The following is a 24259-nucleotide window of genomic DNA, read 5'->3' on the forward strand; positions in this document are numbered from 1 at the left end:
GCATAAAATCTGGGTTTTTCCGATTTTTTCACCTCTCAATTTGGCTGCCGAGAGTTAATTATCGCGGAAGTTCACATAAATGCTTCAGAAGAAGGACATTTAATATATTTTATTTCATATTCAAGATAATACTTTCTATATACAAATAAGAATTAGGCGCAGTTTTCTTGAGCTTTTCGGGACGTATGAAATATGCAGCAAATGCTTCTGCAAAGGCCTCTCCTTCGTTATATACCTGAGTTGGAGAATAGGGTATCATCTCTTCCCAACCGCTCCAATTCGAGGAATATGCTTTCCATCCACTTGAGCTGTCTAATATATGTCCAAGCTCATGATAGAGTGTATAAACCGGTGGCATAAATGAATTTATGCTTCCACAGACATACACATCAGCTGAAATAAATGCACCAGAATCGGAAAAAGTGAAATATGTATAACCAAGACTCTTTCTAGTATTGACGGTTCCGATATAGTCTCTTGTTGCCGCATATATCCGGATATTCTTTTTATTGAAGAAATTTTTCACATTCTGAGGCAGTGCTGTATATCCAGATTGTAATGCAGCTTGTTTTTCTGCTGTTTCATCTTTATTGCCTATAACAAGATCATTTGTTGCAGGTACAGTTGCCACAGCAGCTTCAGCATATGGTAATCTTCCTTCTGCTTTTCCAAACGCAAGGTAATGTGCATATAACAAAGCCTCATCATATCCATATGCCGCCTTAACATCCGGATAAGTATTTGCGTAAAATTCAGCATCAAAAAGCTGTCCATCACTCATGGTTTTAGGAGTTGCATATGCGCTTATTGAAGATGAGAATACAATTACAAAGGAAAATAGGATTGCTAATAACTTGATTTTCTTCATGATTTCTACCTCTCTATGCTTCTAATCTTGTCAACAGTTTGGACCTAGTCCTCAATGCCATCCCCCTAAAGATGTGGTTACCAGTCACCAAAAACTCTTTCGGCAAATAATGTTGGCAAAAATTCTTATGCTCTCCTTTTTTCATACCATTCCTTTATCAACCGTATATAATATCTCGGCCCACATAATCTTTTATGCAAATAGACGCTTAATGCATCTTTTCTCCCCCATTTCTTATATCTTTCATATTCTTTGTTTTCTTCGATAAAAAATCTTTTTGTTTCAATACAATTACCATCCTCACCGATTAAGTAAAATGAGCCCTCACGACTCCCCATTGGCAAAAGCACATAAGCATTATACAAAGTTGTATCTGTAGCCTCTTCTTTGAGTTTTCTTGCCGTGTCTTGCAAACTTTCTCTAAAAAGAAATATGTTAAAAAAGAATATTCCCTGCGCGGGGCCTTCTTTTAAGAGCACCTCGATCACCTCATTACACTTTCGTGATATATCTTCATCAAGATGTCGATCAACAAGCCGGTCCAAAATGTAATCGTCGAAGAACAGACATATGTGTGGCCATACCTTTTTACTACCTGTTTTCCTGGCATTCAGCTCATCCATGATGAAATTCAAAAATGAAAGCAGTGTTTCTCTTTTCGAAATCATCACTCTTCTATAATGCCTGATTGTATAAGTATAGTCTTCTGAACTATCGTTAATGTTATAAACCAAAACATCTTTTGGTGAATTATTCAGCAGCAGATGTATTATCATATTGCTTATGATTGTCCGCTTAAGCGATCCCATAACAACAATAGCTTTTATGTTCTTTACGCTTCGTTCACCACTATTGCTCCATGGTAAAGAAACCTTTTCTCCATTGTCATCTATTCCGAACTGTGCTCTTATATCCGTCATAAGTATTATTAACTCCTTAATTTTGACATATTTGCTTCAAATTAAACGCCATCATTTGATCTAGTATCGAGCAGACCTGGATAATGGAGGTATGTTTACTACACACAGAAAAGGCTTTATTGTTGTTCAACTCCACATAGTCCTGATAATTCTCTTTAATTATTTTGCTTATCTTTCCACTATTTTCTATTCGTTCCTGCCCCTCAAAGTCAAAAGGAAGGAAGAAAGCCGGAATAATACTAGTGATACCAACTTCACTGCAAATAGTCTTCACAACGGGAAGCGCCCAACACATATTTCCACCTGCACCAAACACTACGATTGCTTCATCTGCGCTATATCCCTCAAATGCTGCTTTGATAAGATACTTTTCATCTTCGAAGATTTTAATAATGTCTTCTCCGCACCTTGCCCTGTCTTTTCCGCATCCAACCAACACGCTATCAACTTCTGCTGCTCTAGCCATCACTTCCGCATCATCTGTGATTATCAACTTTTTGTTTGTATAAAACAGGCTGTTTGATGCTTCTCTAAGGATAAAATTGGCTCCAGCTGAGCCCAGACCAATCATTAGAGGTTTCCCCTTGCGTGGAAGTACCTTTACAGTCCTAGCCCTCTCTTCCTCCTTCTCTCTTTTTGCCTCAGCCTCTAACTCAGCAATAAGTTCATCAATTTCATCTTCCACTGATGGATCTCCAAATTCAGCATACGTCCCAGGAAACAAATCATATAGCACTCTTCTTAGTGTAGATACGTACTGCATGTTATTAACTCCCATGAAAAAGTTCGATATTTCCTCCAGTACAGACATATCTTCTGTTCTAATCACTCCCATAACCACCTCTCCTTATCTTGATTTGCTCAAGCTATCCTTTACAATTCTTGTTATCAGCTTCACTCACTTATATTTTTCCATTACTTGCTTCATTATTGCGTAACCATCAAGTCCAGGGATAATCATCATATTTTCCACTGCAAGTGCCAAATTCATCAGTCCAACCACAGCAAAAATGGAAATATTACATACATAGAAAATAATCATCGATATTCCAAAAACCAAGAGATTCATTTCTATCCCTGCAGCCAATATCTGAATCCTACCTTTAGAATCAATCATATCGTCATCAATCAGAACATATGCCCCTGGTATTGGAATTAGCGTTATTCCAGCCTCGTATAGTTTTGCACCATATGCCCATGCCATTATCCCATGCGATAGCTCATGAAGGCTTGCACCTATTATCAATCCCAATAATATTCCTACATTCCACACCCACCCTGTTATATGAGGTATTCCCCACATGTAAATCTTACCACCTCCCAATAATGCCCCTAGTACAAACAATGGTCCGAAAACAAATGACAGAGCAGAAGCATATTTTTTACATATCATCTGACTCATCTTCTGCCTGGGCGTTAGTATTGTAATATGCGCAGAAATTTTTCCCGTTCTAATAAAATGGTTATTCCTGATTAACCCTACATCAAGAAGATAGTTTAAATATCGATCAACTTCCTTTCGAGTACAGCTTCCAAAGAGTCTATATGGATCATGACCATCTATACGTCTTGAATTTTCGATATCTTGTTGTGACACAAAACTCAACTTATCCTTTCCATAGTCTCTTACAATAACAAGGTTCATTCCTTTTATCTTTTGTATATCAAGCCAATTATTATAAAGTGGATATTTCATATAATGTACCTTTCATGCACAACAAATCCATTTCACTGCGAAATATTATCTTTATGACTTGAAATGTCATTTATAATCCGATACAAAAAAAAATTTCGCTCATCAAGTACTGCCTACGCCCATATTGTTTTCATGATATCTGGATAAGACTCATCTACAATCCTCGATAATACTAAAACCAATTCCAATACTACGTCCCCGATCAACTCATCCGAAACCGAAATAGGAACATCACACTGTGCCACAACGTCACCATTCGGCTCTAGTACAAATTTTGCAAATTTGAATTTATCATTCAAAGAATTGATTACCAAGAGCATTTTAGCGATGTTATCGCCATTACTCCTTGCAATTGGTGCAGATATTACTTTTACAGTATTGTCTTCTCCTGCCGATAGAATATGAATTTGTGGGTTTACATTTTCCCCATTAAATCCAGCTCTGATCCCAGCCATGCTATCCATTTCAAATGTTTGGTGCCTTAATTCCTTTTCCGTAAAGCAGTTTTCAATTAACCTAATAGCCTTATACATAAACCCACCTCCTGAATAAAACACGTTCTGTTACAACTCCAACATCAATTTTCCAATCCGTTACAACCACAAACTACTCAAGCCACAACATTGTTCCTCAATTAAACATAAACAATAATCTTTTTTATAATCATTTCCTTTATTTGATTTAATTATATGAGATTTCTTACTCTTTCTTCTTTATCAGGATTCCATAGAAAGTGTAAGAAAAAGTGTATTATAAAAAGGACCCCAATACTTGAGATCCTTTCCACACTTACAGCTTATATATTCAACAGTGCAGCTCAATGTACAATTACAACATACACTTTATTTACAAACAACTATTTACTTATGAAAAACTCAGGGCGTCCGTCTGTCCCTAATAAGGGAGCCAAGCCACCTGCATTGCCAGAAGAAGTAAAAATGTACATAACGCCTGTCGCGGAGTCCCGCATAATACGTACTTCTGTATCTCCACGGAAATCACCTTCAAAACGAATTCGTTCTAAACTAACTGGTTCAAATCTACCCATAATTCACATACTCCTTGTTTTGAAATAATACACTTCTTTTTTACGTCAAAAAGGAAAGACCTTATAATTATTCTATTCCTTTTAATGAAGCTATTGCATGCTGGTTTCCTTGTTCCGCTGATTTCTTATACCACTCTATGGCTTTGGATAAATCTTTAGAGCAGCCTTGTCCGTTTTCATACATTTGACCCAAGCAAAATTGCGCAGCGCTTTGTCCTTGCTCAGCTGCCTTCTTAAACCATTCATATGCCTTGCTATTACTCTGCGATGTCCCCCACCCCTGCTGATACATCATAGCCAGACTAAACTGAGCACCAGGTTCGCCTTTTTTAGCTGCGTCTTCATAACAATCAAACGCTTTGATAATATCACTTGGGACTCCTATTCCATTTTGATACAGCCATCCCAAATGAGACTGAGCAACCAAATCACCTTTTTCAGCAGCTTTCCGGCACCACTCGAAAGCTTTAGAATCATTTCGAGATACACCTTTCCCTTTTTCATACATTATTCCCAAAAACGATTGTGCACTTATATCACCCTTGTCAGCAGCCTTTTGATACCATTCGACAGCCTTAGTATCATCTTTTGGCACACCTCTCCCTAGCTCATACATTATTCCAAGACATCTTTGTGCCTGCACTTCTCCCTGCTCTGCAGCTTTCCGAGTCCATTCGTAAGCTTTCACCTCGTCCTGCTGAACGCCTAAGCCTTGCTTATAAAGATTTCCCAAGCAATATTGGGCAGGAGCAAATCCATTTACAGCAGCTTTTTCGTACCATTCATATGCCTTGGAATAATTCTGTAAAACACCTTCCCCTCGCTCATACATCATTCCTAAATACAACTGAGAAGTAAAATCTCCCTTTTCAGCCGCTTTTTGATACCACTCAAATGCATTGTTATAATCCTGCGCAACTCCTTTTCCATTCCTATACATCCATGCAAGTCGAGCTTGTGCTTCAGCGAATCCATGATCAGCTGCTTTTTGATACCAATTATACGCTTCATTTAAATCCTTTGAGGTTCCCACACCTTCAAAGAAAAGATTTCCAAGCTTATTCTCTGCAGGTGCAAATCCTTTCTCAGCAGATTTCCGGTACCAATCAAAAGACGCATATAAGTCTTGTTTTACACCCAATCCATTCTCAAATAGCTTTCCCATACTAAATTGTGCAATTTCTGATCCTCTATCAGCTGCTCTTTGATACCATTCACGCGCTTTGTTATAATCTCTCTCAACCCCAATCCCATGCTCATACATGGATCCAATGCTACCTTGCGCATGTATTTCACCTTGGTTCGCAGCTTTTCGAAACCATTCTAAAGCTTTTTCATAATCCTTCTCAATCCCCAATCCACGACTATATAGATTGCCTAGTCGCGCTTGAGCCGAAGCGAGGCCCTGTTCAGCAGCTTTTAGATACCATTCGTGTGCCTTTGCGAAATCTCTTGATACACCTTTCCCAAATTCAAACATTTTCCCCAAACATAATTGTGATGTAGCATGTCCTAGCTCAGCTGCTTGTTTGTAGTACTCATACGCCTTATTATAATCTTTCAAATCATAGCTTTCTTTTCCACAAATAAACAATTCATCCAGCTCTTCCTGGCTCATAATCTGTATTCCTCCAACTATTATATAAATCTATTATCTTCCAAAGCAGCGTTTAATAAAGACTGTTTTTCACTCACTTCATCCACTTCTCTACGTGAAGATATTACTCTCTCATCTTGATGTTTAGCACCTGACATAAGTATTTTTACAGCAACACCGCCTCCTATTACTATTAAAAACACTCCCCCAAAAGGGTGTCCGACCAATGCCAACACGATACCAATGACTATAACAGTTAATGAAGCTAAGATTTTCAGGATGTAAAATGTATCTGCTGCATTTTGGGCAGCATTTCTACGCCTCTTTACGGAATGTAATCCTTTTAACGAGACTACCCTTGCCTCTTTCAAGAAATCATTATATGCATAATTTATCTCATCTTCGCAATCTGAAATGCGTTGATTCGCCTCTTTAACCGTCATAATCTAACACCTCCTGATGCTATTTTTCACATACTTCGGTATAATGGTTTCAGAATCCATGCAGTCATTTCAATTTCATAGCAATCGAAAAACTCCCTAGATAAATCAGATGAATATAATGTGATCTTTATTTCTTTGAAATGGAATATTTGAACAAGTCTTCTCCAGATGAACTACCTTCAATTACAATACTATCCCCCGAAATGACATCTTCCTTAATGAGTACTGTAGAAAGAGGGTTTACAAGATATGTATCAATCATATTACTAATCCCCCTTCCACCATTTGAAAGATCTTCTTTTGCCTTATCAAAAAGATATTGCTTGAACAAATCACTAATCTTAAGCTTTATTCCTTTTTTATGCTCCATATTGTCCACTATTGCATTGAGCTTCAAATCTAGAATCTCACTAATAGTCTTTTCTCTTATAAAGTCAAACACTATGAAATTATCACCTATACGATTCAGTAATTCTGGGCGTTGAATGGTATATTTAAAATAGTCTTTGATCGAAGATAATAATTCTTTCTGTATAGTTTCATAATCCATTTCAGGAGTAATAGTTTGGTATCGTTTGCCAGTATTCTCATCAATACCAACCACTCCCAAATTACTAGTGAAAATAATTAACGACTCAGAAAAGTACATAGTTTCGCCAGCAGAGTCAGTTATACGACCATCTTCCAGAATCTGTAGAAACTTATCAAGAATTGATGGATGCGCCTTTTCAATCTCGTCAAATAATAGAACACAAAAAGGTTTTGATTTGATAGCATTCGTCAGTTGGCCACCATCGCTATAACCAATATATCCAGGAGGTGCTCCTAGCAACTTCTGATCAGAGTGTGGCTGCTGATACTCACTCATGTCAAAACGTGTCACAAAGCTTTCATCTCCAAAAACAAACTCTGCAATAGTTTTAGCCAATTCTGTTTTTCCTGTGCCAGTTGGTCCAGCAAAGAATAAAATACCTTTTGGTCTACTGCTTGATCCTCCTTGTATTCCTGTCATATCTGTACAAGCACGACTTAGTACACTAGAAGCTTTTTTTATAGCAATTTCCTGCCCCTTTACGCGCCGTTTCAAAAACTCTTCAGCGTGTTTAACTTTTTCCGAATCAAGTTTGTCCCATTGGCTCTCAGTTTCCCCATAACGGAACATCTTAACTGCTTCACGAATCTGTGATACATTGTATTGCTTTTGTTGACACAGAGAGAAGATACCAAACAATTCTACCAACGTCATACCATCTGTAAGAGCAACAAATTCCTCCTCGGCTTTTTTTCTAGCTGACGAGTCTAAATCAGTAGCGCCCAATACAGCATCAAGTCGTGCATCAATGACAGCTGTTCGAACCTCTTTTTCTGGTCGAGTGATCGTTAATGTACGTACGTATGGATTATTTAAATAGAACCATGTTGGTACATCATTAACCTTTTCTACTATAAGAAATAAAAGATTTGTAAGTGGTCTTTTGTCTCTTAAACTAAGCGCTTGCATTGGGTTCCTTGAGGCAAGCATGAGCCTTGTGTAATACTCTATTTCATCCTCTGATAGGTTATCAGGCGAAGATGTAATAGTGTTTGCAAGATCAACCACAATGGCTACAGGTCTATCAGTATTAGACATCGTTTTTCTTATAAGCTCAGTGGCAATCCCAATGGATTTTGAGCCTTTTTCATCAGACGAAGATATTCTATAAAAGGTTGACGCCATATCACACGAGTAAGGGTTTGAGAATCCATCTATTCGATTATAAAAAATAACAGGATCATATCCAGTTTCTGATAGGTATCGTTGTAGATATAATGATAATGCCACTGGTTCACAAGTTCCATCATCTTCATAAATCCACGGCTGTAAATCATGGACATTTCCTTCAATTATGAAAGTAGTATTAATATCTTGGTAAACAGCAAGGTCTTTTTGCCACTTCTCAGCTTGAACCATTACTCATTATCTCCTTTTTGCATCAAAACCAAGTCAACATTGCAAAGTGTAATTTTTGAACCAGCCAAAGCTCGTTCTGGTATATTTTTAGTTAGCCTTCGCCCATCAATCAACGTACCATAACTACTTAAGTCCTCTACTATGACCCCTTTACTTCTGCGAGGAGTAATGCGAATATGTTGTCTACTCACAGAAGGATAGTCCGCTAATTCTTCTGCGCCTATCTCTGTACGACCTACTATGCCACCCTCGTCCGGAATCTCAATATATTTCCCATCATTAAATTGTAGAATATATCTGTTTTCTCTTGTATCTTGGTTGTCTTTCCACAAGTCATCTTTATTCAGTGCTTCATTACTACCCTGTCCATGTTCGTCATTACGCGCTTCATCACTAGGATCATTATCGTCATGCATTATATATTCGACTATCCTCCGTTTACATGAGGGACAATTATCTGGAAACCCCAGCCTTTTCTCTGATACTATTTTTTCTCCACAAACGCATACTTTATAAAATGCCATTAGTTACTCCTCCATATGAAGTGCCTTTTGCCTTTGCACAGTCGCTTTTCTTTTTTGGGTCACTGCTCGTCTTTCACTAATATCATCCTGAACACACATCTCATCAGCATTTGCTGGATCCATATATACTCTGCTAAGAATAACACCTTTCTCAGCAGCACGTTCTTCAAGTTCTTTATATAACGCGCATACGCTACTGGCACTATTTTCAATCTGACGTTTTTTTTCTAAAGAGGCAGGTTTTGATGCTCCTATCGGTTCAAACATAATACCTCGCCCATCATTTCCAACAAATACATCGCATAAAGGATGCCCATCGACAGAAAACATCTGACCAACAACATGATCTAATACCGCTTCGTCCTTAACGTGACATCCCAATTCATCCATTATTTCCTCAATAACGGTCATAATGTATTCATCTTGCCGACGTTTTTCTAGTACTTTCCGCATTCTAGAGATTTCACCTTCAACTCTGTACGGAATATTCTCTACTGGATCAAGTTCTAACATGGAACATAATGCGCAATACTCATAATAATCAGACTGAAACTTCTCTTTATCTTTTTCAGTTAGCGGCCTTCCTCCTTGTAAAAAGGCCAGTACACGCATATTTATTTGCTTTATTTTATCTTCAATATCAAGTCCTTCATTATCAAGAATGTTTGATATTTCAACAATAACACGGGAATGGTCTGCTTCATCTTTTTTTGAGATTATTACTCGCTCATCTAATTTTCTAACTAAAGCTTGTAGCTCTTTTTCTAGTTTGGTAGGCTCATTTCTTTTTGACACTAGTAATTCGGAAAAATCAAGTTCCTTTCGTACACTCTTTTCTGGATTCACGTTTTCATAAAGCAAAGGTCCAACGCCACTATTTGAAACACTATAATCTTCCGCTACATTATCCTTTTCAAAAACATTTAATTCAATATTACTTCCTTTTGTTACCTGGGCATAATTACTATGATTTATTCTAAGCTGTTCTTTCAGCTTTTGAATGCTGTCAGAACAACCTCCTTCAGCGTTATCCTTAACACTTACATTTAATTCGATATTATTCCCTCGCGTTACCTGAACATTATTATCATGTTTCCCCATCAGTATGTTTTTAAGTCTTTTAATACCATCAGACAAATCTTGCATTATTTGTTTTCTTCTCATCGCTTCCAACTCAGCGGTGGTATAATAACTGCTCATTTATGAAAATGCCTCCTTCATCTTTCGCAATTCTTTCTCATACCCAAGTCTGTTAAACCATGCGATAAATTGATCACTTCTCAGTAATGCATCAATCTCAGCCATAGAACATTGGGTCAAAACAGGAATCAGATCATCAAGAGACTCTACCTTGTTTCCATATACATCAATTCTTTTTTGTCCTTGTAAAGCAAAGCAAATTGTAGTAATCGATGTCATATCATTGCTATTATTTCTTTTAATAATCTGCTCTATCTCATCTACCTGTAATTTATCATAGTTATTATAACGAAGGTAATACACAAGAAGCCCTGTCAGAAGAAAACGCTTGGCCACTTCATCATCACCTTCCGCCAGACATTTTACATACTCTTCTAGTGAATTATATTTTTTTTCACAATAAAATATAGTTTTCTTGTCATCTGCAATAAATAATAGTAGTTTGTATACTGCAGCATCCAAATCCTGATAAAATGACAGCTTTCGCACTTCTTCAGCTAAAGGAACATCGAATTGCCTGACAAACTCCACTAATTCTCGTCTTTTAACTATTCTTGTAGCTTGGGCCCAATGAGCTATTATTGCTTTTTCTAGCTGATGCAACGATAACACCGATATGGTTTGATTATCAAAACGTCCGTAAATAAGAGGTTTTATGCTTGCCTCCTTTTTATTACGAACGTAAATATTTCGATTTGTCGGGCGCATGTACTCGCCTTCACACCATCGCTTAACCTCAGAATATCCCCATCTTTGCTCTTCATTTTCATTTAATAATCCCCTAATAAGGACACCTATCCTTCCAGAGATTTGGCTTGGTAATTCCAGCCCGTTATCCCAAGCTCTAGATATCTCTTCTATTGACATACCTTCAAATAGTGAATGTCCTAGAACCGCTCTGCAGAGCACTAGCCCAAACGAACCGTAGTCATAAGCTGGAGACATTGCTGCACTCCATAAAAGAGCTTTGACACGAGGAGCGTATTGAGGAGTACCACGAACAGCATCAACAAGTTTACCATTTGAATTTGTATATCCACTTATACCGCAATCACCAATTACTACAGACGATTCATTATTAGAATAAAATAGATTGCTTGGTTTTATATCACAATGAACTATTCCATTTCTGTGCAATTCATGTAATCCTTCATTGATAGAAGGTATTATTACCGTTTGTATATGAGTGCCAGATAAAGCTGATGTTTCCTCCAATGTTCCTTCTGCGTAATATTCATATATTTCATAGTAATTTCCCTTGTATTCTCCATACTCTACGACATGCGCAATGTTAGGATGCCTCACATTTGCTAAAAAACTCTGCATTTGACATGAAGGATGCCAGCCATCATGATATAGTTTTATGACATATGATTTCCCCCATTTTTTTGCAAGATATACATTTGATTGTTTTCCCTGCTTCTCCATCAATGAATTTATTATGTAACTATCAGCAATTGATTCTCCAGCAAGCAAAACCATGCTCTCTGTACTATGGACATTTTCAGGTGCAATCGTTTCATTTGAATTGTATTTTCCTTTAATCCCTTGCTGTGGAGGGATTGTTTCTGCAGGATTAATCATCTAAATCTCCTTATGGTATGCCTATATTTAATACCTTGCCATCATAAACTACAGTTTGTAATTGTCTCCCTTCCACTTCAATATCAGAATATTTGTCATGATGTCTAAACACATGACATTTTTGATTAGAAGACCCTCTCAACCCCTTTCCATCATTTAATTCTTTGATAAAAGGCCCATCTACAAGGACAGCACATTTTTCTAATGTCGAATTGATATCTTCATTCTTCAATTCTTTCAATTCATCAAGCGTATATCCTGTAAAAATGATTATGTCATCACATCTTTCAAAAAGTGAATCAATAAGAATTCTCATTGCCTTCGGCTTATAAAATGGTTCACCACCTGAAATAGTAAATCCATCAATAGGACTTTTTATAGTAGCAATCATTCTTAACACATCATTAACTAATACTTCTTTTGATAAGTCATATGCTTGTAATTCAGGACTAATACATCCTCTACAATTCCTTATGCAACCAGTTGTCCAAATCCCAACCCTATCACCAGGTCCAAGCGTTTTAACAGGATAATACAATCTATTCAAACTTAAATATTCGTCATTTGTTTTCATTTAAACTCCGAAGTAAAATGTGAACGGCAAACATATTTTCCGCTATCGATATACTTCCCACATAATAGGCATATATGACTACTTTTTCGCCTTTCAATTTCACATCCCACATACCAACTATTCATTCCTCGCAAAAGTTCATCAGCCGTTATACAAAAGCTCCTGCCATCCGCCAATTGTTTTACACATTCGAATGGGCTTGGCAACTTTCTGGTATACTCTTCAGGCTGAGGAAATCGAAGTCTTTCTACATAATCTTCTTGAAGAAATGACAAAGCTGTTCCAGGCGATGTAGAAACTATATTACCAATTCCCCAACAATAAGGGACTTCGCATCTACCCGACTCATATGCCTCCACATTTAAAAAAGCATGTGTACCGATTGGCTCTCTAAGAAGATGCTTACATTGTTCATTAATAATATCCATTCTTTCATAGTTTAATAAAAAGAATTCATCGCAAAAAACAGCATTTCTTCCTAGTCTTTTCTTCGTAATTATCCACCCGTAATCTGGCTTTTTTATCGAACACAATGATGGTAGAAAACGTGTATTTACAGCGTAAAAGGATTCTTGCACTCCTACAGAATCATTCCAAGTCAAATTCTTAACTGTATCAGCTCCACCATACACAAGCATAAGATGTATACTGGCATTTGCTATCATTCTAAACGCTTCGATATAAGCTATAATGTCCCTTTTGCGCAAAACACTTATGGTCTCAGTTGTAGGAGCAGGGGAACATATTGTTTCCATGCATGCTCGATACATGCTGTCAATTTTTGTTTTTTCACGTTTGATATCGGGCAACATTTCTACTGAATCAATTGGATAGGTATAAATCTTTTCCAGCAACGATCTAGCCTCTTTAAGAAGAGACTTGCCAGTTTCATGGTCAAATACCAAATCTTCCAGCAATGCATCTAGGCCCTGTATATCATCGTTTTCATTCAACGCTCTCAGATATAAATCTTCGATTTCATCGATATGTCCAGTTGTTTCTGTTGCAAGTATTTTCAAAAAATATAGAATTTTACTTGTATCCATCTTTCAGCCTCACTAATCAGCCTCTTCTAATATCCTAGCCAAGGCAATAATTCTGGGATCATTTGGGGCATAAGAATGTGCTAAGGAAATATGCCTAACCGCCTCTATTCTGTTACTTTCTCCAGTTCCTTTTCTCAGAGCAATTAGCGCTAATAAATACTCTTTTTCGCCCGATTCTGGAAGATTCTCAACAATTCGACTAACTGTGGATATTTCACTACTGTCTGATGAAAGTTCAAATATGGCATCAGTTACGATTTGACTTTCATGCTTACTATAGGAAGTCATTTCTACAGCAGCTACAGGGCTATCCAAGATTTCAATAGCTTTAATTTTTTGGCGAATAACATTTTTGGCAATTTCATTATCCGCATTCAGAACAGCTAACTCGTAGCATTCTTTTAACATATCTAGATTTGAGTTATTCATACTTTTTTCATCAAACATTTTTGCCACCTAGTATAGATACGGCGAGGCACATAATACCTCGCCACATGTCTATACATATTTATTCTTGTCTAAAACAGCGTTTAATCCTGATTGCTTACCACTAACTTCATCAACATTTCTGTTAGCGGCTGCCACCTTCTCATCCACCATCGTAGAACTAGACTTTGTTACATTGTAAATCGCTACACCACCGGAAATAATAAGTATTATTCCCCACCCGGGATGAGATGCAAACATCATAACTAATCCAATGATTACTGTAACAATAGCGGCTAACATTTTCATGCCATAAACCGAATCTGCAGCATTTACTGCATCGTTCTTTTGCTTCATAACCGGATCCATACCTTTAGACGAGACTTCTCTTGCCTCTCTCAAGAAATCGCTATATGCCTTTTTGATCTGATCTTCGCAATCTGAAATTTGTTGATTTGCCTCTTTAACCGTCATTTCTTAACACCTCCGGATGCAATATCTTCATATACCTCTGCATAACGCTCTACCCAGATTTTTGCAGGTATCTCATAAGGTCTGAAGTGAGTATTCTTAACATCGTGAGATATATCCATGTAAACTGCAGTCTTTCCTCTCAATGATTTTGGCTCAGTTTCTGAAACCAGTTCATCCATCGAAGCATCATCTAATCCAAACGCTATTCGCTTGTCAAACATGGCCTCATATCTATCGCCTAAGATATTAATAATACTTTGCAGACTTTCTCCCCACATGATAGTATTTACACCATATTTCGGGCCATTTACAATTATCTTTTGAAGCTTATCTATTGAACTTAGTTCACCATTCCTGTCTTCATCATATATTTTTCCTGATCTCAGCCTTCTTGCTCTATTAATACCAAAGAACATTAAGAATAGTCTTTCCGTTGTTGGCATTGAACCATCTGAACGATCAATAATATTCTCATACAAGCTATCTATTAATTCTTCGATATCACCCACTTTAGCAACCTTTATTTGCCCAGGGAACTGCGATTCTAAATAATCAAAATCACACTCTTCCTCCGTTAGTTCTTCAGCAAATAGGTCTGCAACATAAACAAGGGCATTGGTTTTATCTGCATTTGTATGTAATTCTTCATACAAGACACTCATCATCGACAGTTCAAATAAACTTAGTGCCATTCTTTCGTCTTTGCCCACAATAAGCAGATTATCTCTATCCTTTGTACAAATATCGGGCATGAAAATGCTTTTCTTACCAAATCCCTGCCCTAACAGTAGTCCATAACCATCTTTAGAAGTTGCCAAATGATGTATGCTACTTTCCCCTTCAAGTATCAACCGATTAAAACAATTGTGAATATTATCCTCGGCGTTAGTCAGAAGAATTCTTGTATGCTGATTCTCATATAAAGCAGAAACGTCAGGATCGGTATAATACGCATCTAACTGTGTTAGTAATTTTAGCCTATCATCTTCGGAAAGGTAGCTAACCTGGAAGAAGTTGTTTGCAGATTCCACGCCACCACCACCATTATAAATAGCGGCTCCTGCAGCCTGTTTCTGAAGAGAACTGATACCTTTATTATCTGCACTAAGTATGGATGCTGCCCCTTCTTCAGATCCCTTTACTACAATTCGTATAGCCATTTGACTGAAATAAGCCTCAAGTCCAGAACAATTATGAAAATCCTGACATGCAAGAATAATGTGTATTCCCAACGCTCTTCCTTGCATTACAAGTTTATTAATACATGATAAGCATTCATTACTGATTGAATCACTTTCGCCTTTACTTCTGAAGAGCTCTTGTACTTCATCAAAAATCAAAAGAAGTTTCGGAACCTTTGGAACATCTGGAAGCCTCACATAGGAATTTATATCAGACACTCCATACCTGCTAAAATGCTTAGTTCTTGTTTCAAGTTCTGTGCACAGTTCTTTTAATACGGTAAGTCCAAACTCTCGTTCACTGTTTATTGCCACAACCCTTAAAGATGGCAACCGATATCGGGTATAAGCACTAAATTCTACACCTTCCTTAAAATCCAGCAAATACATCTGTACTTCATCTGGCGAATAACTTATTAGTGCACTCATGATTAGCGTATGTAATAACGTGGACTTTCCTGCACCCGTCTGCCCCGCAATCAGTGCGTGATGTTCAGTGCTTCCACCGCCTCTTCCAACAACCAGCTTTACTACAGTGTCTGCTCCTTTTATACCAATAGGTATAGCAATTTCATCATGACTTCCCGTAAACCAATTATTACTATCATAAATATCCTCTTTATACATACTACCAAAATGCTCAACTTTGAGTGGTGTACGTTCAATCGCATCACTAATAAGAGGAAGTATCTGATCCTTTTTAGCAAGAACATCTTTCATTTCATCTAACTGCAAAAACAACTGATTATTGCCAACTCTGTTTAGCATAAGCATATTACCAGATGCTTTGGTTTCAACTAGACTCTGGAGTATTTCCGCAACAAGAGTTCCGTTTCTTTTTCTTAACGTTTCTAATTCATTATCATTAGCACAAATAAGAACACACACCCCTAAAGATGCGCTGTTGCGCACTATTGCATGCAGGTCTTTGAGTGCGGCATCACTAAATCCTACTGGAAAATCAGTGATTGCCAGTGCTCTAATTACTTCTTTTTTTAGACGACTTATCTGATCTCCACCATATGCCTGAGTCATGTTCTCTAGTCGCTGTCTTAATGTTGCAATTGCAGTTTCAATATCCTTCTCTTTGCTCCATATTTTTGTATCAATTATCCTAGCAGAATTTGGTCCCTCCGCAAGCTTAGGAATATCAGGAAAGCTTGCCCCTAGTTCTAACGGATCAATCATTGTCGCTTCAAGCTTTCCTGCTGGAATTGACATAAAAAGCTTTAATAACAGTGGTTGTATAAGTCCTTGTACATAACCTCGTTCGGATTGGTCATACCTCATTAAGAGGGATATTCCGTCTGAAAGTCGCTGGGCATAGGGAATTGTGACCACATACTTCCCATTACTCATATTTGCAAATTCCGAAGCCTGTATGTCTACTGCTTGTACTACTGCAGTATCCTCTTGTGAGGAATTCGGTATTATCAAACCAATATCACCCAACATAATATAATCAGGTACTTCAGATGGGCAGTCATAGTTATTAACATTGAATCTGGTAGAAAGGATACTCTGCTTATATGCCTGAACGGTTGATTTTGTAAACTTATTTGCTATAGATTCACGCCCACTTTCGCAAATACGCTTATATTTTGAATCATAATTATGTTCATCAATCTTATCACGCTCAATTTGTTCAGCCCTTGCTGTATCAATTTTTTCATTTCTAGTAGTTTCTGCTTCTTCAACGAGACAATTACATAAGTCTGTATATGCTTTTTCTTTAGCACCAATAGCACTCATTACAGTATTGCTTTTTTGGCGCACTATTTTCATGTGATTTTCTGCATCACTGCGATAACCGAAATTCAATGATTTTACAAAGCTCTCGCACGCAGTTATTACTTCATTGACTGTTCCCCTTCTTGCTTGTGTGGCTCTAATATCGATATCTTTTTGACTAATATATCGATTGCAATCTTCCTCGCATTGCTTAGTGGCCGATGATACAATAGAATCATATATATTCTGGCTTTTTGCTTTATTGTCATCCCATTCTTTTTTTGCTGAAATAAGCTTTTCTTTAAATGTTTCCGCCTCATTTCCTAGTGTAATCATTGCACGTAAAGATTGATCGTGTCCTGTTGGCAGTTTAACCCATTCTTGTAATATAACAGTCTTTTCTTTTTTGCCTGTTCCTTCTATAATATCGGGGCTTTTGATATCATCATATTCGGACACCATTTCAAATAATTTTCCTGGTGCACCACACATTGAGCAACGCTCACAGGGTTCGTTTCCCTTATAGGTATTCCCACATATAGAGCATTTCCATTGGCGCATATTTCTTCCTCCTGTTGTCTTGAAACTATTGCTGTAATTTTGGCCTTAATCTAATTCATCCATTCGTTGCATGACTTCATCATAGGTAGCCATTCGTATTTTTCCGTCCTTGTCTACTAGTATCATTGCCGGCATTCCTATATACGCAAGTTCATCCTTAGTGTATACTGGCTCATAGCATGAAAATCCTCTCCATTCACATAAATAATCAGCAGTTTCATAGCCATGTTCTTTTGCAAACTCATCAACCTCTACCGGTAACATGTTCAGCTCCTTTCATAATATTATTTACAACGCTATAATCAAAATCCATATTGTCAATGCGTAATAGTTGCGGAACACACGGTTCAGGAGTTCCAATCAGTGAAAACTCCTCATATTTCATCTTGTACAAGTATTCAATAACTGCATTGGAACCAACCCACTCGCTACGTTCATTTAGCTTGCGTTGATTATCTTTTATTCTAAGCTGCCCATTATCAGTACGGTCTATGTTTACAATATGCCCGGAATGTCCCCAACCTTTATGACAGTACTGAATAGTATATCTTTGTCCTGGTTTAATAACACTATCAATAAAATCGTAGTAGGATTCTGGCGTACGACAAGTATCATCATAAATATACTCAGGGTGCCTACCGGTTTCCGGATCTATCCATGCTAAATTAGTATCATGAGATAGTCTTTCAAGCATTGATCCCCTTGTATTTGGAAGAACTTCAACATCATATCCTCTCTCACGTGCTTCAAAAACAACAACGCAGGATTGACAATTTATATAATAACCTTCTGATTTTCCAATATTTGGATTTACATGTCCTGAGTCTGCCATTTCAAAAGGCATACTTGTACCCGGCATTACGTTAGCTATTGGTGCACGCTTGCTATTAATTCTTTTCACAAGCTCATCATAATCTGGATTATCATATAATCCATTTTGTTGACCAAGGATATCTTTTTGCAGTTCGCCAGAATAGTATTTTTTTAACTCACTCATTGTTGCATCTAGCCCGCTCACTGATACAACACCATGATCTCTAATCAAAGACTCTCTAACTAATTCTAGTTTCGCATCTATATATTGTTCTCCGCTTTGACGCTTTTCCTCTGGCGACCGTTCTTTTACCTTGGTATACATTTTAGCTGCATCAGCCTGTGCTTGAACTATGTTCTGACGCAATTCATTAGCACATACTAGTATTGCTTTTTTTGAGCGTTCGCATTTCTGAGCTACAGACAGGCTTGGATCGTCCCATATTTGGTTAACAATCTCGGAAGCGACTTGCTTCATCGCATCGTCTGAGTCATACCCACTCCCATCAATCAAAGGCATAAATAAAAGCCTACCATCAATCTGTTTTAATGGCGATGTTTCATTATTTTGCTTTTGTTCAGATTGATTATCCGCAATATTATTGTTTTCACCGTTAGGCGAAAGATTTCTTTTCTCTGTCGCGCTACCATTGTCATAGCCCGTAACGTTCAGTGCGCCTCCAACAGGTGTTACAACTCCATTACTTTGGTTTGTCCCCTCTGTTCCTCTTCCATGAACGCTTCCCAACACTCCTGACAAGTCTAATTCGGCAAATCCACCACCACTCCATCCAAAGTCTGCGCTTATATCTTCTCCAACAGACACATACTCAGCAGTAGCATCTATCCCCATGCTTCGGAGTAGCTCAACTCTTGCATCCTCTGCTTCATTCATGCGTTTCGCGATTCCCTCAGTAAGCGTTGCTGAATCTCCGCTAAATGCGTTGGAACGTAATTGCCTAAGATTCTGCAAGTTAGAACGTTCCGTTTTATTATGTTGTTCTATTTCCCTAATATGAGCATTTTTCTCTTGGCGTATACGATTTGCCTCACCACGTGCCGCATGTAACCGTTGTTGGCTATGAGCTAGCTGATTCTGGGCCACAGCCAACCTTGCTTGTGCCTGTTCAACATCACCAACCGAATTACCTTCTTCATCAGTTGAGCTGGCGGCCTCTAGAGCTCTTCTTGCAGAAGCAACAGCATTACTTGCCATTGCAACGTTCGCTTGACATCTCTGAATATTTTGATCAGCCTCGCGCCCCTGTTCCATTAGTTCTTCTGCTTTTTTTCCTATCTCTTTAAAACTCTTCGCCATTCAAGTTCTGCTTTCCGGATATTCACCCAAATATCCCACTCAGATTATTTTTTAATGATTCAATTTTCTGTTTTGTATCATTTACAGCTTTGTCGGTCTCCGAAATGATACCTTCATACTCTTCTCCACTTCCTTCAAGTTTTTGGCGACCAGTATCCGCAGCATCTTTTCCGATATCTGAAATACCACCAGCCTGCTCCAATTTATCTATACCCGACCTAACATTTTCCAATTCACCCTCTATCGATGCTTTGATCTGTTCACCCTGTTGTTCGATTTCTTCTCCAGAAGCTTCAACCTGCTCACTGAATGCACTATCAAAACTACTCTGATATGATTGACTCGTTTCCCTTATCGCCTGAACATCCTCATCATCCTGAAGCTCAATTCCATCTAAAACAGAATTTATCTGATCCGCCTGCTCTGTCATCTCAGTTCCAACATCAGTAGTTTCTTTGCTGTTCTCATTCACTTCTCTTACACCTTCGTGACCTTTCTCTTTGAAGTTACCCATAATCTTTCTCCTTTCAATCTCTTGTTATTGACTCTACTCCATACAATTCCACGTACTTATTCAAATCAGCATCCAAATCAGTATAAAGTAATGATAGTTTTTCTAAATCCTTATCAATCTTTTCTATGCCCTTAATTGTCCCAAGCGCTTGCCTTAACATTTCGTTTAATGGGAATACTTCATCGCACATCTTTATCTGAAGAAGAGTTATCTTAATCAATTCTGATTCTGGTGCATTAAACCGTGCCCATCTGCCACACTTTAATCTTTCCAACGCAAACACCCAGTTGCCAATGGTACTAATAATTTCGATTACTTTTCTAATCTTTTCTTTTTCTTTAAGTAAATTGTTTCTACTTGCTTGTAAATCTTCAAGCAAATCGTATTTTGAATTTTTCTCTTCATCTGATATTTTTACCCTTCCTAATTCAACGCGCTCCAAATATGAATAAATATCGTTGATTTTATCAACTTGTTTTTTCACGCTTGTAAGCCAATATTCACTTTGTTTAATCTGATCTTCTATATCAACTAGCTGGAAATAATACTTATTTCCAATAATCTTTATACTCTTTAGATTCTCATCTCTATATGTTTCACTATCTGCAAGCGCAGACCTCAAATCATTGTCATTTTTTGAGGCGACAACAAGTGCTTTTTCGGCATCATTTTCGATTTCACCACACCATTCTTTAATACGCATTTTGAATGGGCGCATAAGTTTTTCATAGAAAATCAGTGCTTCACCAACGGCAAACGTTGACATCTGTTCTAATTGCAGAGCACTTGCAGCCATTGTACTTCCTAGGAGCGACCTATCATCTGAAGATGTTATCCTTAATCCAATTTTTAATCCAGTATTCTTCAATACTTCCTGCGCCATTACAGTTGGTAGTTGATCTGCTATCACAATCCCTTCTTTAAGAGCACGTACTTCTGCCAGCATTTTTACAACAAATGCTGTCGCCGCTTGTTTCGGATCAGCCTCAGCTCCTGTTTGCTCTTCTGATTCAGGGCCAATAAGATTATGCGCTTCTTCAATAAATATCACGTGTCTAACATCACCTTCATACCGAGGATTAACTTTCAAGGTCTCTCTGATAAGAGCACATAGCATTAGAGTAAGGAAATTTGCGGGACCCGTTCCCATTGACTCAAGCTCTATAACAGCTGGAACTTCGAGCCATTTTTCGGGAGCAAAAGAGGATTCAGGTACATCGAATACATCTCCCATTTCTCTCCTTAAAAGACTACCAATACGAACTTTTAGTGCAGATTCCAAATTCCCCCTAACCTCATCACTATACTGAGTAGATTTCAGTTCTTGCTCCAATCGTCTATAAAGCATGGACATCGTAGGCAATCTACGCTTTGTTTCCCCATCATCAAGCTTTTCATCACCCATATATACATGCTCTGGAATCCAACCCAACTCGCGATAAACAGCTTCAATAGCAGTATCTAATAAAAAAGGCATAGGTGGTTCAAGAGGGAAGGCCCCTTCAAATACTGAACGTAATCTATTAATATGTTCAGCAACAAGAGTTCCTTTTGGCATCTCAAAAGGATTAATATGTAACGGAAAACTCATATCTGCATTGGGCGAAAACAAATACATATCACTCATTTCAGGATCATTTATAAGTGCTCTGTACTCCTGCTTTGCCGGTTCAAGCACAAGAAATGGAATCCGGTGCTTTTTCCATAATGAAGATGTTATATGATGCATTGTATTTGTTTTACCAGAACCAGGTACACCCGAAACAAAAGCGTGCTTGGGCAATAATGAGAGTGGAAAATACACATCATACCCATTGCTATCTTTTCCCAGAAAAAGTGACCCTTCATGACTAACGAATGCTGGCGCTGTTTCCTTTGGCATTTGGATTGTTTCCCCATCATAAAGAGCTGGAAAACGGAAAAAAGGTGCGATTTCCTCTAGCGAAAACAATGTAGGTAGATAATTTAAGCTTATGGAAGAAGTATCCTCTCTGCAAACAATCAGACCAGTTTTTCCTTTTTTAACAATCATCCCCTCTCGCATATTGCTTAAGCTATCAAAATTGTCATCTATAAAGCTATGTACATCATATTTAGAAGCAAAAGTTGAAATAATATACTTTCCTTTTTTTAGGCTTTCAGATCCAGCCGCATCCAATATTGATATGGCATCTTCTTTTTCATTAGCAAAAACCATAACATTAGCAATAAAATGTGGGGAAGAATCGTATTTTTCTATCAGATCCTCATAACTATCTAGTACATCCTTGCCATCATAGTCTCTCTTAGAACCAATTCCTCTGTCGTCCTGTCTCCTACGAAGAATACTCATTGGTTTTCGTAACGCTTCCCTCAAAGAAACGCTCTTCTCGACAGGATATAAATCTACACGGTATAACGAGGTATGCCCTAATGCTTCCATCATATTGCACATTGTGTAAAGCCGGCCATCCTCGTTCATCTCCCATTCACGGAGCATGTAATAATCTTCGCTTTCTCCGTTTACGGCAGGCAGTAGGGTCTCCGATTTGCTGAGAAAAGCACACATATTAAAGACCGGAGCATCGATTTTTGCTTCTTCCAAAACGTTATTTATGCTACAGTCATTTTTTCCTGTCCTTGATTCTTTTAATCCAGATTCAAATTTATAAAAATCATATAGAGGAGATGCCTTTATCAACGCATCAACATTCCCCAATGCTTCTTGATTTCCGTGTATCATAAGATATATCTGCAATCGATTTCCTGGGGCATCTTTTTCTTTATCATCCGGAACCAAGTAAAAATAATAAAGATGATATGATAGACCAGAAACTATTCCTTTTCGATTCAGTTGCCTTAAAAAGGCAATATGGTTCTCTAAAACTCCATCTACACCCTTTCCCTCGAGGGAAGAATACTTATTCAACGTCAAGTCGGGTATTTGTCTCAGTCTATACCATTTTTCTGCCATAATGCGTCTCCTAGTACATTGATCAGAATCCATTTTTTTCCGCACAATCTTTTGCAGAATATGAAAGACGCCCCATCTTATCGAGGCCCTTACATTTCACCCACAAAATATCTCCTATATTGCAAACTTCATCGCAGCTATTTAACTTGGTTGTACTCAGCTGAGAAATATGAACCATTCCTTCGCAACCCTTATAAAACTCAACAAACACACCAAATTCTTCAATCGATACCACTTTCCCTTTAAGTATTGTGCCCTCAGTTTTTACAGACCTCCTAAAGCTTTCATAATTATCAATTGCACTACGCACCATTTCATCATCTGGATGCTGGGATAGATACTGTTTGCATATGCTTTCAGCGGAATCAAGATCACCAAGTTCATAAAGCACAGTTGCTCTTCTTATCACATTGCTAGCCCCGTCTTCAAAAGGTTGTGTTGATTGTTTTTCCGTAAAATCAGCTCCAACATTCCCAGTATTACTCATCTTTTGGTACTTCTCTCGCATCGCAGCTATAGTATATACAGCACCACATTGCGAGCAATAGACTGCACCACCTTTATCTACTACAAGTCTTCCATCACAAATGTCACAGGTTAGGTTCTCCATTTAAACTGCTCCTTTCAAGCCATCTCTAACTTTTCTTTATTATGATAATTATCTTTCAATTCCCATGAAAGTATTAATCCTGTATTTGCAAAACGCCTTAAACACTGACAATTCCCAATAATTATATTCTATGTAATTATACTTTTAATATCAATAATCCCAGCGCTACAATATATAAAAAATCATTTAAATGTTTCTTCTTTTTCATGCGTTGTAATTATCATTGA

22 protein-coding genes are annotated in these 24259 nt (G+C 37.7%); all 22 read right to left on the reverse strand.

The features are described from left to right. Positions 1–109: 109 nt before the first annotated feature. Positions 110–868 (reverse strand): anthrax toxin lethal factor-related metalloendopeptidase, encoded by a 759-nt coding sequence (locus E7303_RS10980; RefSeq protein ID WP_292145330.1) that lies wholly within the window; start codon positions 866–868, stop codon positions 110–112. Between the two features lie 125 nt (positions 869–993). Beyond that, positions 994–1788 carry a hypothetical protein gene (locus E7303_RS10985; RefSeq protein ID WP_292145331.1) on the reverse strand — a complete coding sequence of 265 codons (795 nt, stop codon included), beginning with the start codon at positions 1786–1788 and terminating at the stop codon, positions 994–996. Between the two features lie 16 nt (positions 1789–1804). Continuing rightward, positions 1805–2623: a hypothetical protein gene (locus tag E7303_RS10990; RefSeq protein ID WP_292145332.1), complete on the reverse strand. Its 819-nt coding sequence runs from the start codon at positions 2621–2623 to the stop codon at positions 1805–1807. 63 nt (positions 2624–2686) lie between these two features. Then, positions 2687–3484 (reverse strand): metalloprotease, encoded by a 798-nt coding sequence (locus E7303_RS10995; RefSeq protein ID WP_292145334.1) that lies wholly within the window; start codon positions 3482–3484, stop codon positions 2687–2689. A gap of 113 nt (positions 3485–3597) precedes the next feature. Continuing rightward, positions 3598–4017, reverse strand: a complete 420-nt coding sequence (locus tag E7303_RS11000) for a YbjN domain-containing protein (protein ID WP_292145335.1) — start codon at positions 4015–4017, stop codon at positions 3598–3600. Between the two features lie 323 nt (positions 4018–4340). Continuing rightward, positions 4341–4532 (reverse strand): DUF6440 family protein, encoded by a 192-nt coding sequence (locus E7303_RS11005; RefSeq protein WP_292145336.1) that lies wholly within the window; start codon positions 4530–4532, stop codon positions 4341–4343. A 67-nt stretch (positions 4533–4599) separates the two neighbouring features. Beyond that, positions 4600–6150, reverse strand: a complete 1551-nt coding sequence (locus E7303_RS11010) for a tetratricopeptide repeat protein (RefSeq protein ID WP_292145337.1) — start codon at positions 6148–6150, stop codon at positions 4600–4602. 20 nt (positions 6151–6170) lie between these two features. Beyond that, positions 6171–6572 carry a hypothetical protein gene (locus E7303_RS11015; protein ID WP_292145338.1) on the reverse strand — a complete coding sequence of 134 codons (402 nt, stop codon included), beginning with the start codon at positions 6570–6572 and terminating at the stop codon, positions 6171–6173. Between the two features lie 127 nt (positions 6573–6699). After that, positions 6700–8523 carry an AAA family ATPase gene (locus E7303_RS11020; RefSeq protein WP_292145339.1) on the reverse strand — a complete coding sequence of 608 codons (1824 nt, stop codon included), beginning with the start codon at positions 8521–8523 and terminating at the stop codon, positions 6700–6702. Beyond that, entirely contained in the window at positions 8523–9047 is a 525-nt protein-coding gene (locus E7303_RS11025) for an FHA domain-containing protein (RefSeq protein WP_292145340.1), read from the reverse strand. Before E7303_RS11025 ends, E7303_RS11020 begins: the two co-directional genes overlap by 1 nt. 3 nt (positions 9048–9050) lie before the next feature. After that, entirely contained in the window at positions 9051–10247 is a 1197-nt protein-coding gene (locus E7303_RS11030) for a hypothetical protein (RefSeq protein ID WP_292145341.1), read from the reverse strand. Further along, the gene (locus tag E7303_RS11035; RefSeq protein ID WP_292145342.1) at positions 10248–11831 is read right to left on the reverse strand and encodes a protein kinase domain-containing protein; all 1584 of its coding nucleotides are present in this window, start codon (positions 11829–11831) and stop codon (positions 10248–10250) included. Between the two features lie 10 nt (positions 11832–11841). Further along, complete coding sequence (locus tag E7303_RS11040; protein ID WP_292145343.1) at positions 11842–12405, reverse strand: 4Fe-4S single cluster domain-containing protein; 564 nt, start codon at positions 12403–12405, stop codon at positions 11842–11844. Next, the gene (locus E7303_RS11045) at positions 12402–13451 is read right to left on the reverse strand and encodes a hypothetical protein (protein ID WP_292145344.1); all 1050 of its coding nucleotides are present in this window, start codon (positions 13449–13451) and stop codon (positions 12402–12404) included. The genes E7303_RS11040 and E7303_RS11045 overlap by 4 nt, the downstream gene beginning before the upstream one ends. A gap of 12 nt (positions 13452–13463) precedes the next feature. Next, on the reverse strand, positions 13464–13898 hold the full coding sequence (locus E7303_RS11050; protein ID WP_292145345.1) for a hypothetical protein: 435 nt from the start codon (positions 13896–13898) through the stop codon (positions 13464–13466). Between the two features lie 51 nt (positions 13899–13949). Next, entirely contained in the window at positions 13950–14351 is a 402-nt protein-coding gene (locus tag E7303_RS11055; protein WP_292145346.1) for a hypothetical protein, read from the reverse strand. Further along, on the reverse strand, positions 14348–17824 hold the full coding sequence (locus E7303_RS11060) for an FtsK/SpoIIIE domain-containing protein (protein WP_292145347.1): 3477 nt from the start codon (positions 17822–17824) through the stop codon (positions 14348–14350). Before E7303_RS11060 ends, E7303_RS11055 begins: the two co-directional genes overlap by 4 nt. 45 nt (positions 17825–17869) lie before the next feature. Then, entirely contained in the window at positions 17870–18088 is a 219-nt protein-coding gene (locus E7303_RS11065; RefSeq protein WP_292145348.1) for a hypothetical protein, read from the reverse strand. Further along, the gene (locus E7303_RS11070) at positions 18069–19955 is read right to left on the reverse strand and encodes a toxin glutamine deamidase domain-containing protein (RefSeq protein WP_292145349.1); all 1887 of its coding nucleotides are present in this window, start codon (positions 19953–19955) and stop codon (positions 18069–18071) included. Before E7303_RS11070 ends, E7303_RS11065 begins: the two co-directional genes overlap by 20 nt. Positions 19956–19977: 22 nt before the next feature. Further along, a complete protein-coding gene (locus E7303_RS11075) occupies positions 19978–20469 on the reverse strand; it encodes a hypothetical protein (protein ID WP_292145350.1) in 492 nt (163 codons plus the stop codon). Positions 20470–20482: 13 nt separating this feature from the next. Then, on the reverse strand, positions 20483–23422 hold the full coding sequence (locus E7303_RS11080) for a hypothetical protein (RefSeq protein WP_292145352.1): 2940 nt from the start codon (positions 23420–23422) through the stop codon (positions 20483–20485). Between the two features lie 22 nt (positions 23423–23444). Continuing rightward, a complete protein-coding gene (locus E7303_RS11085; RefSeq protein WP_292145353.1) occupies positions 23445–24032 on the reverse strand; it encodes a S1 RNA-binding domain-containing protein in 588 nt (195 codons plus the stop codon). Positions 24033–24259 lie beyond the last annotated feature (227 nt).

The sequence above is a fragment of the Butyrivibrio sp. genome, from assembly GCF_015056685.1.
Taxonomy (GTDB): Bacteria; Bacillota; Clostridia; order Lachnospirales; family Lachnospiraceae; genus Butyrivibrio.

What these genes read in the sequence shown, in the direction of transcription:
- E7303_RS11070 (WP_292145349.1), bottom strand. Translation starts at nt 19,955, where the DNA reads ATGGCGAAGAGTTTTAAAGAGATAGGAAAAAAAGCAGAAGAACTAATG.
- E7303_RS11065 (WP_292145348.1), bottom strand. Translation starts at nt 18,088, where the DNA reads ATGTTACCGGTAGAGGTTGATGAGTTTGCAAAAGAACATGGCTATGAA.
- E7303_RS10980 (WP_292145330.1), bottom strand. Translation starts at nt 868, where the DNA reads ATGAAGAAAATCAAGTTATTAGCAATCCTATTTTCCTTTGTAATTGTA.
- E7303_RS11075 (WP_292145350.1), bottom strand. Translation starts at nt 20,469, where the DNA reads ATGGGTAACTTCAAAGAGAAAGGTCACGAAGGTGTAAGAGAAGTGAAT.
- E7303_RS11040 (WP_292145343.1), bottom strand. Translation starts at nt 12,405, where the DNA reads ATGAAAACAAATGACGAATATTTAAGTTTGAATAGATTGTATTATCCT.
- E7303_RS11030 (WP_292145341.1), bottom strand. Translation starts at nt 10,247, where the DNA reads ATGAGCAGTTATTATACCACCGCTGAGTTGGAAGCGATGAGAAGAAAA.
- E7303_RS11035 (WP_292145342.1), bottom strand. Translation starts at nt 11,831, where the DNA reads ATGATTAATCCTGCAGAAACAATCCCTCCACAGCAAGGGATTAAAGGA.
- E7303_RS11000 (WP_292145335.1), bottom strand. Translation starts at nt 4,017, where the DNA reads ATGTATAAGGCTATTAGGTTAATTGAAAACTGCTTTACGGAAAAGGAA.
- E7303_RS11060 (WP_292145347.1), bottom strand. Translation starts at nt 17,824, where the DNA reads ATGCGCCAATGGAAATGCTCTATATGTGGGAATACCTATAAGGGAAAC.
- E7303_RS11025 (WP_292145340.1), bottom strand. Translation starts at nt 9,047, where the DNA reads ATGGCATTTTATAAAGTATGCGTTTGTGGAGAAAAAATAGTATCAGAG.
- E7303_RS11010 (WP_292145337.1), bottom strand. Translation starts at nt 6,150, where the DNA reads ATGAGCCAGGAAGAGCTGGATGAATTGTTTATTTGTGGAAAAGAAAGC.
- E7303_RS11015 (WP_292145338.1), bottom strand. Translation starts at nt 6,572, where the DNA reads ATGACGGTTAAAGAGGCGAATCAACGCATTTCAGATTGCGAAGATGAG.
- E7303_RS10990 (WP_292145332.1), bottom strand. Translation starts at nt 2,623, where the DNA reads ATGGGAGTGATTAGAACAGAAGATATGTCTGTACTGGAGGAAATATCG.
- E7303_RS11080 (WP_292145352.1), bottom strand. Translation starts at nt 23,422, where the DNA reads ATGGCAGAAAAATGGTATAGACTGAGACAAATACCCGACTTGACGTTG.
- E7303_RS11085 (WP_292145353.1), bottom strand. Translation starts at nt 24,032, where the DNA reads ATGGAGAACCTAACCTGTGACATTTGTGATGGAAGACTTGTAGTAGAT.
- E7303_RS11020 (WP_292145339.1), bottom strand. Translation starts at nt 8,523, where the DNA reads ATGGTTCAAGCTGAGAAGTGGCAAAAAGACCTTGCTGTTTACCAAGAT.
- E7303_RS10995 (WP_292145334.1), bottom strand. Translation starts at nt 3,484, where the DNA reads ATGAAATATCCACTTTATAATAATTGGCTTGATATACAAAAGATAAAA.
- E7303_RS10985 (WP_292145331.1), bottom strand. Translation starts at nt 1,788, where the DNA reads ATGACGGATATAAGAGCACAGTTCGGAATAGATGACAATGGAGAAAAG.
- E7303_RS11005 (WP_292145336.1), bottom strand. Translation starts at nt 4,532, where the DNA reads ATGGGTAGATTTGAACCAGTTAGTTTAGAACGAATTCGTTTTGAAGGT.
- E7303_RS11055 (WP_292145346.1), bottom strand. Translation starts at nt 14,351, where the DNA reads ATGACGGTTAAAGAGGCAAATCAACAAATTTCAGATTGCGAAGATCAG.
- E7303_RS11050 (WP_292145345.1), bottom strand. Translation starts at nt 13,898, where the DNA reads ATGTTTGATGAAAAAAGTATGAATAACTCAAATCTAGATATGTTAAAA.
- E7303_RS11045 (WP_292145344.1), bottom strand. Translation starts at nt 13,451, where the DNA reads ATGGATACAAGTAAAATTCTATATTTTTTGAAAATACTTGCAACAGAA.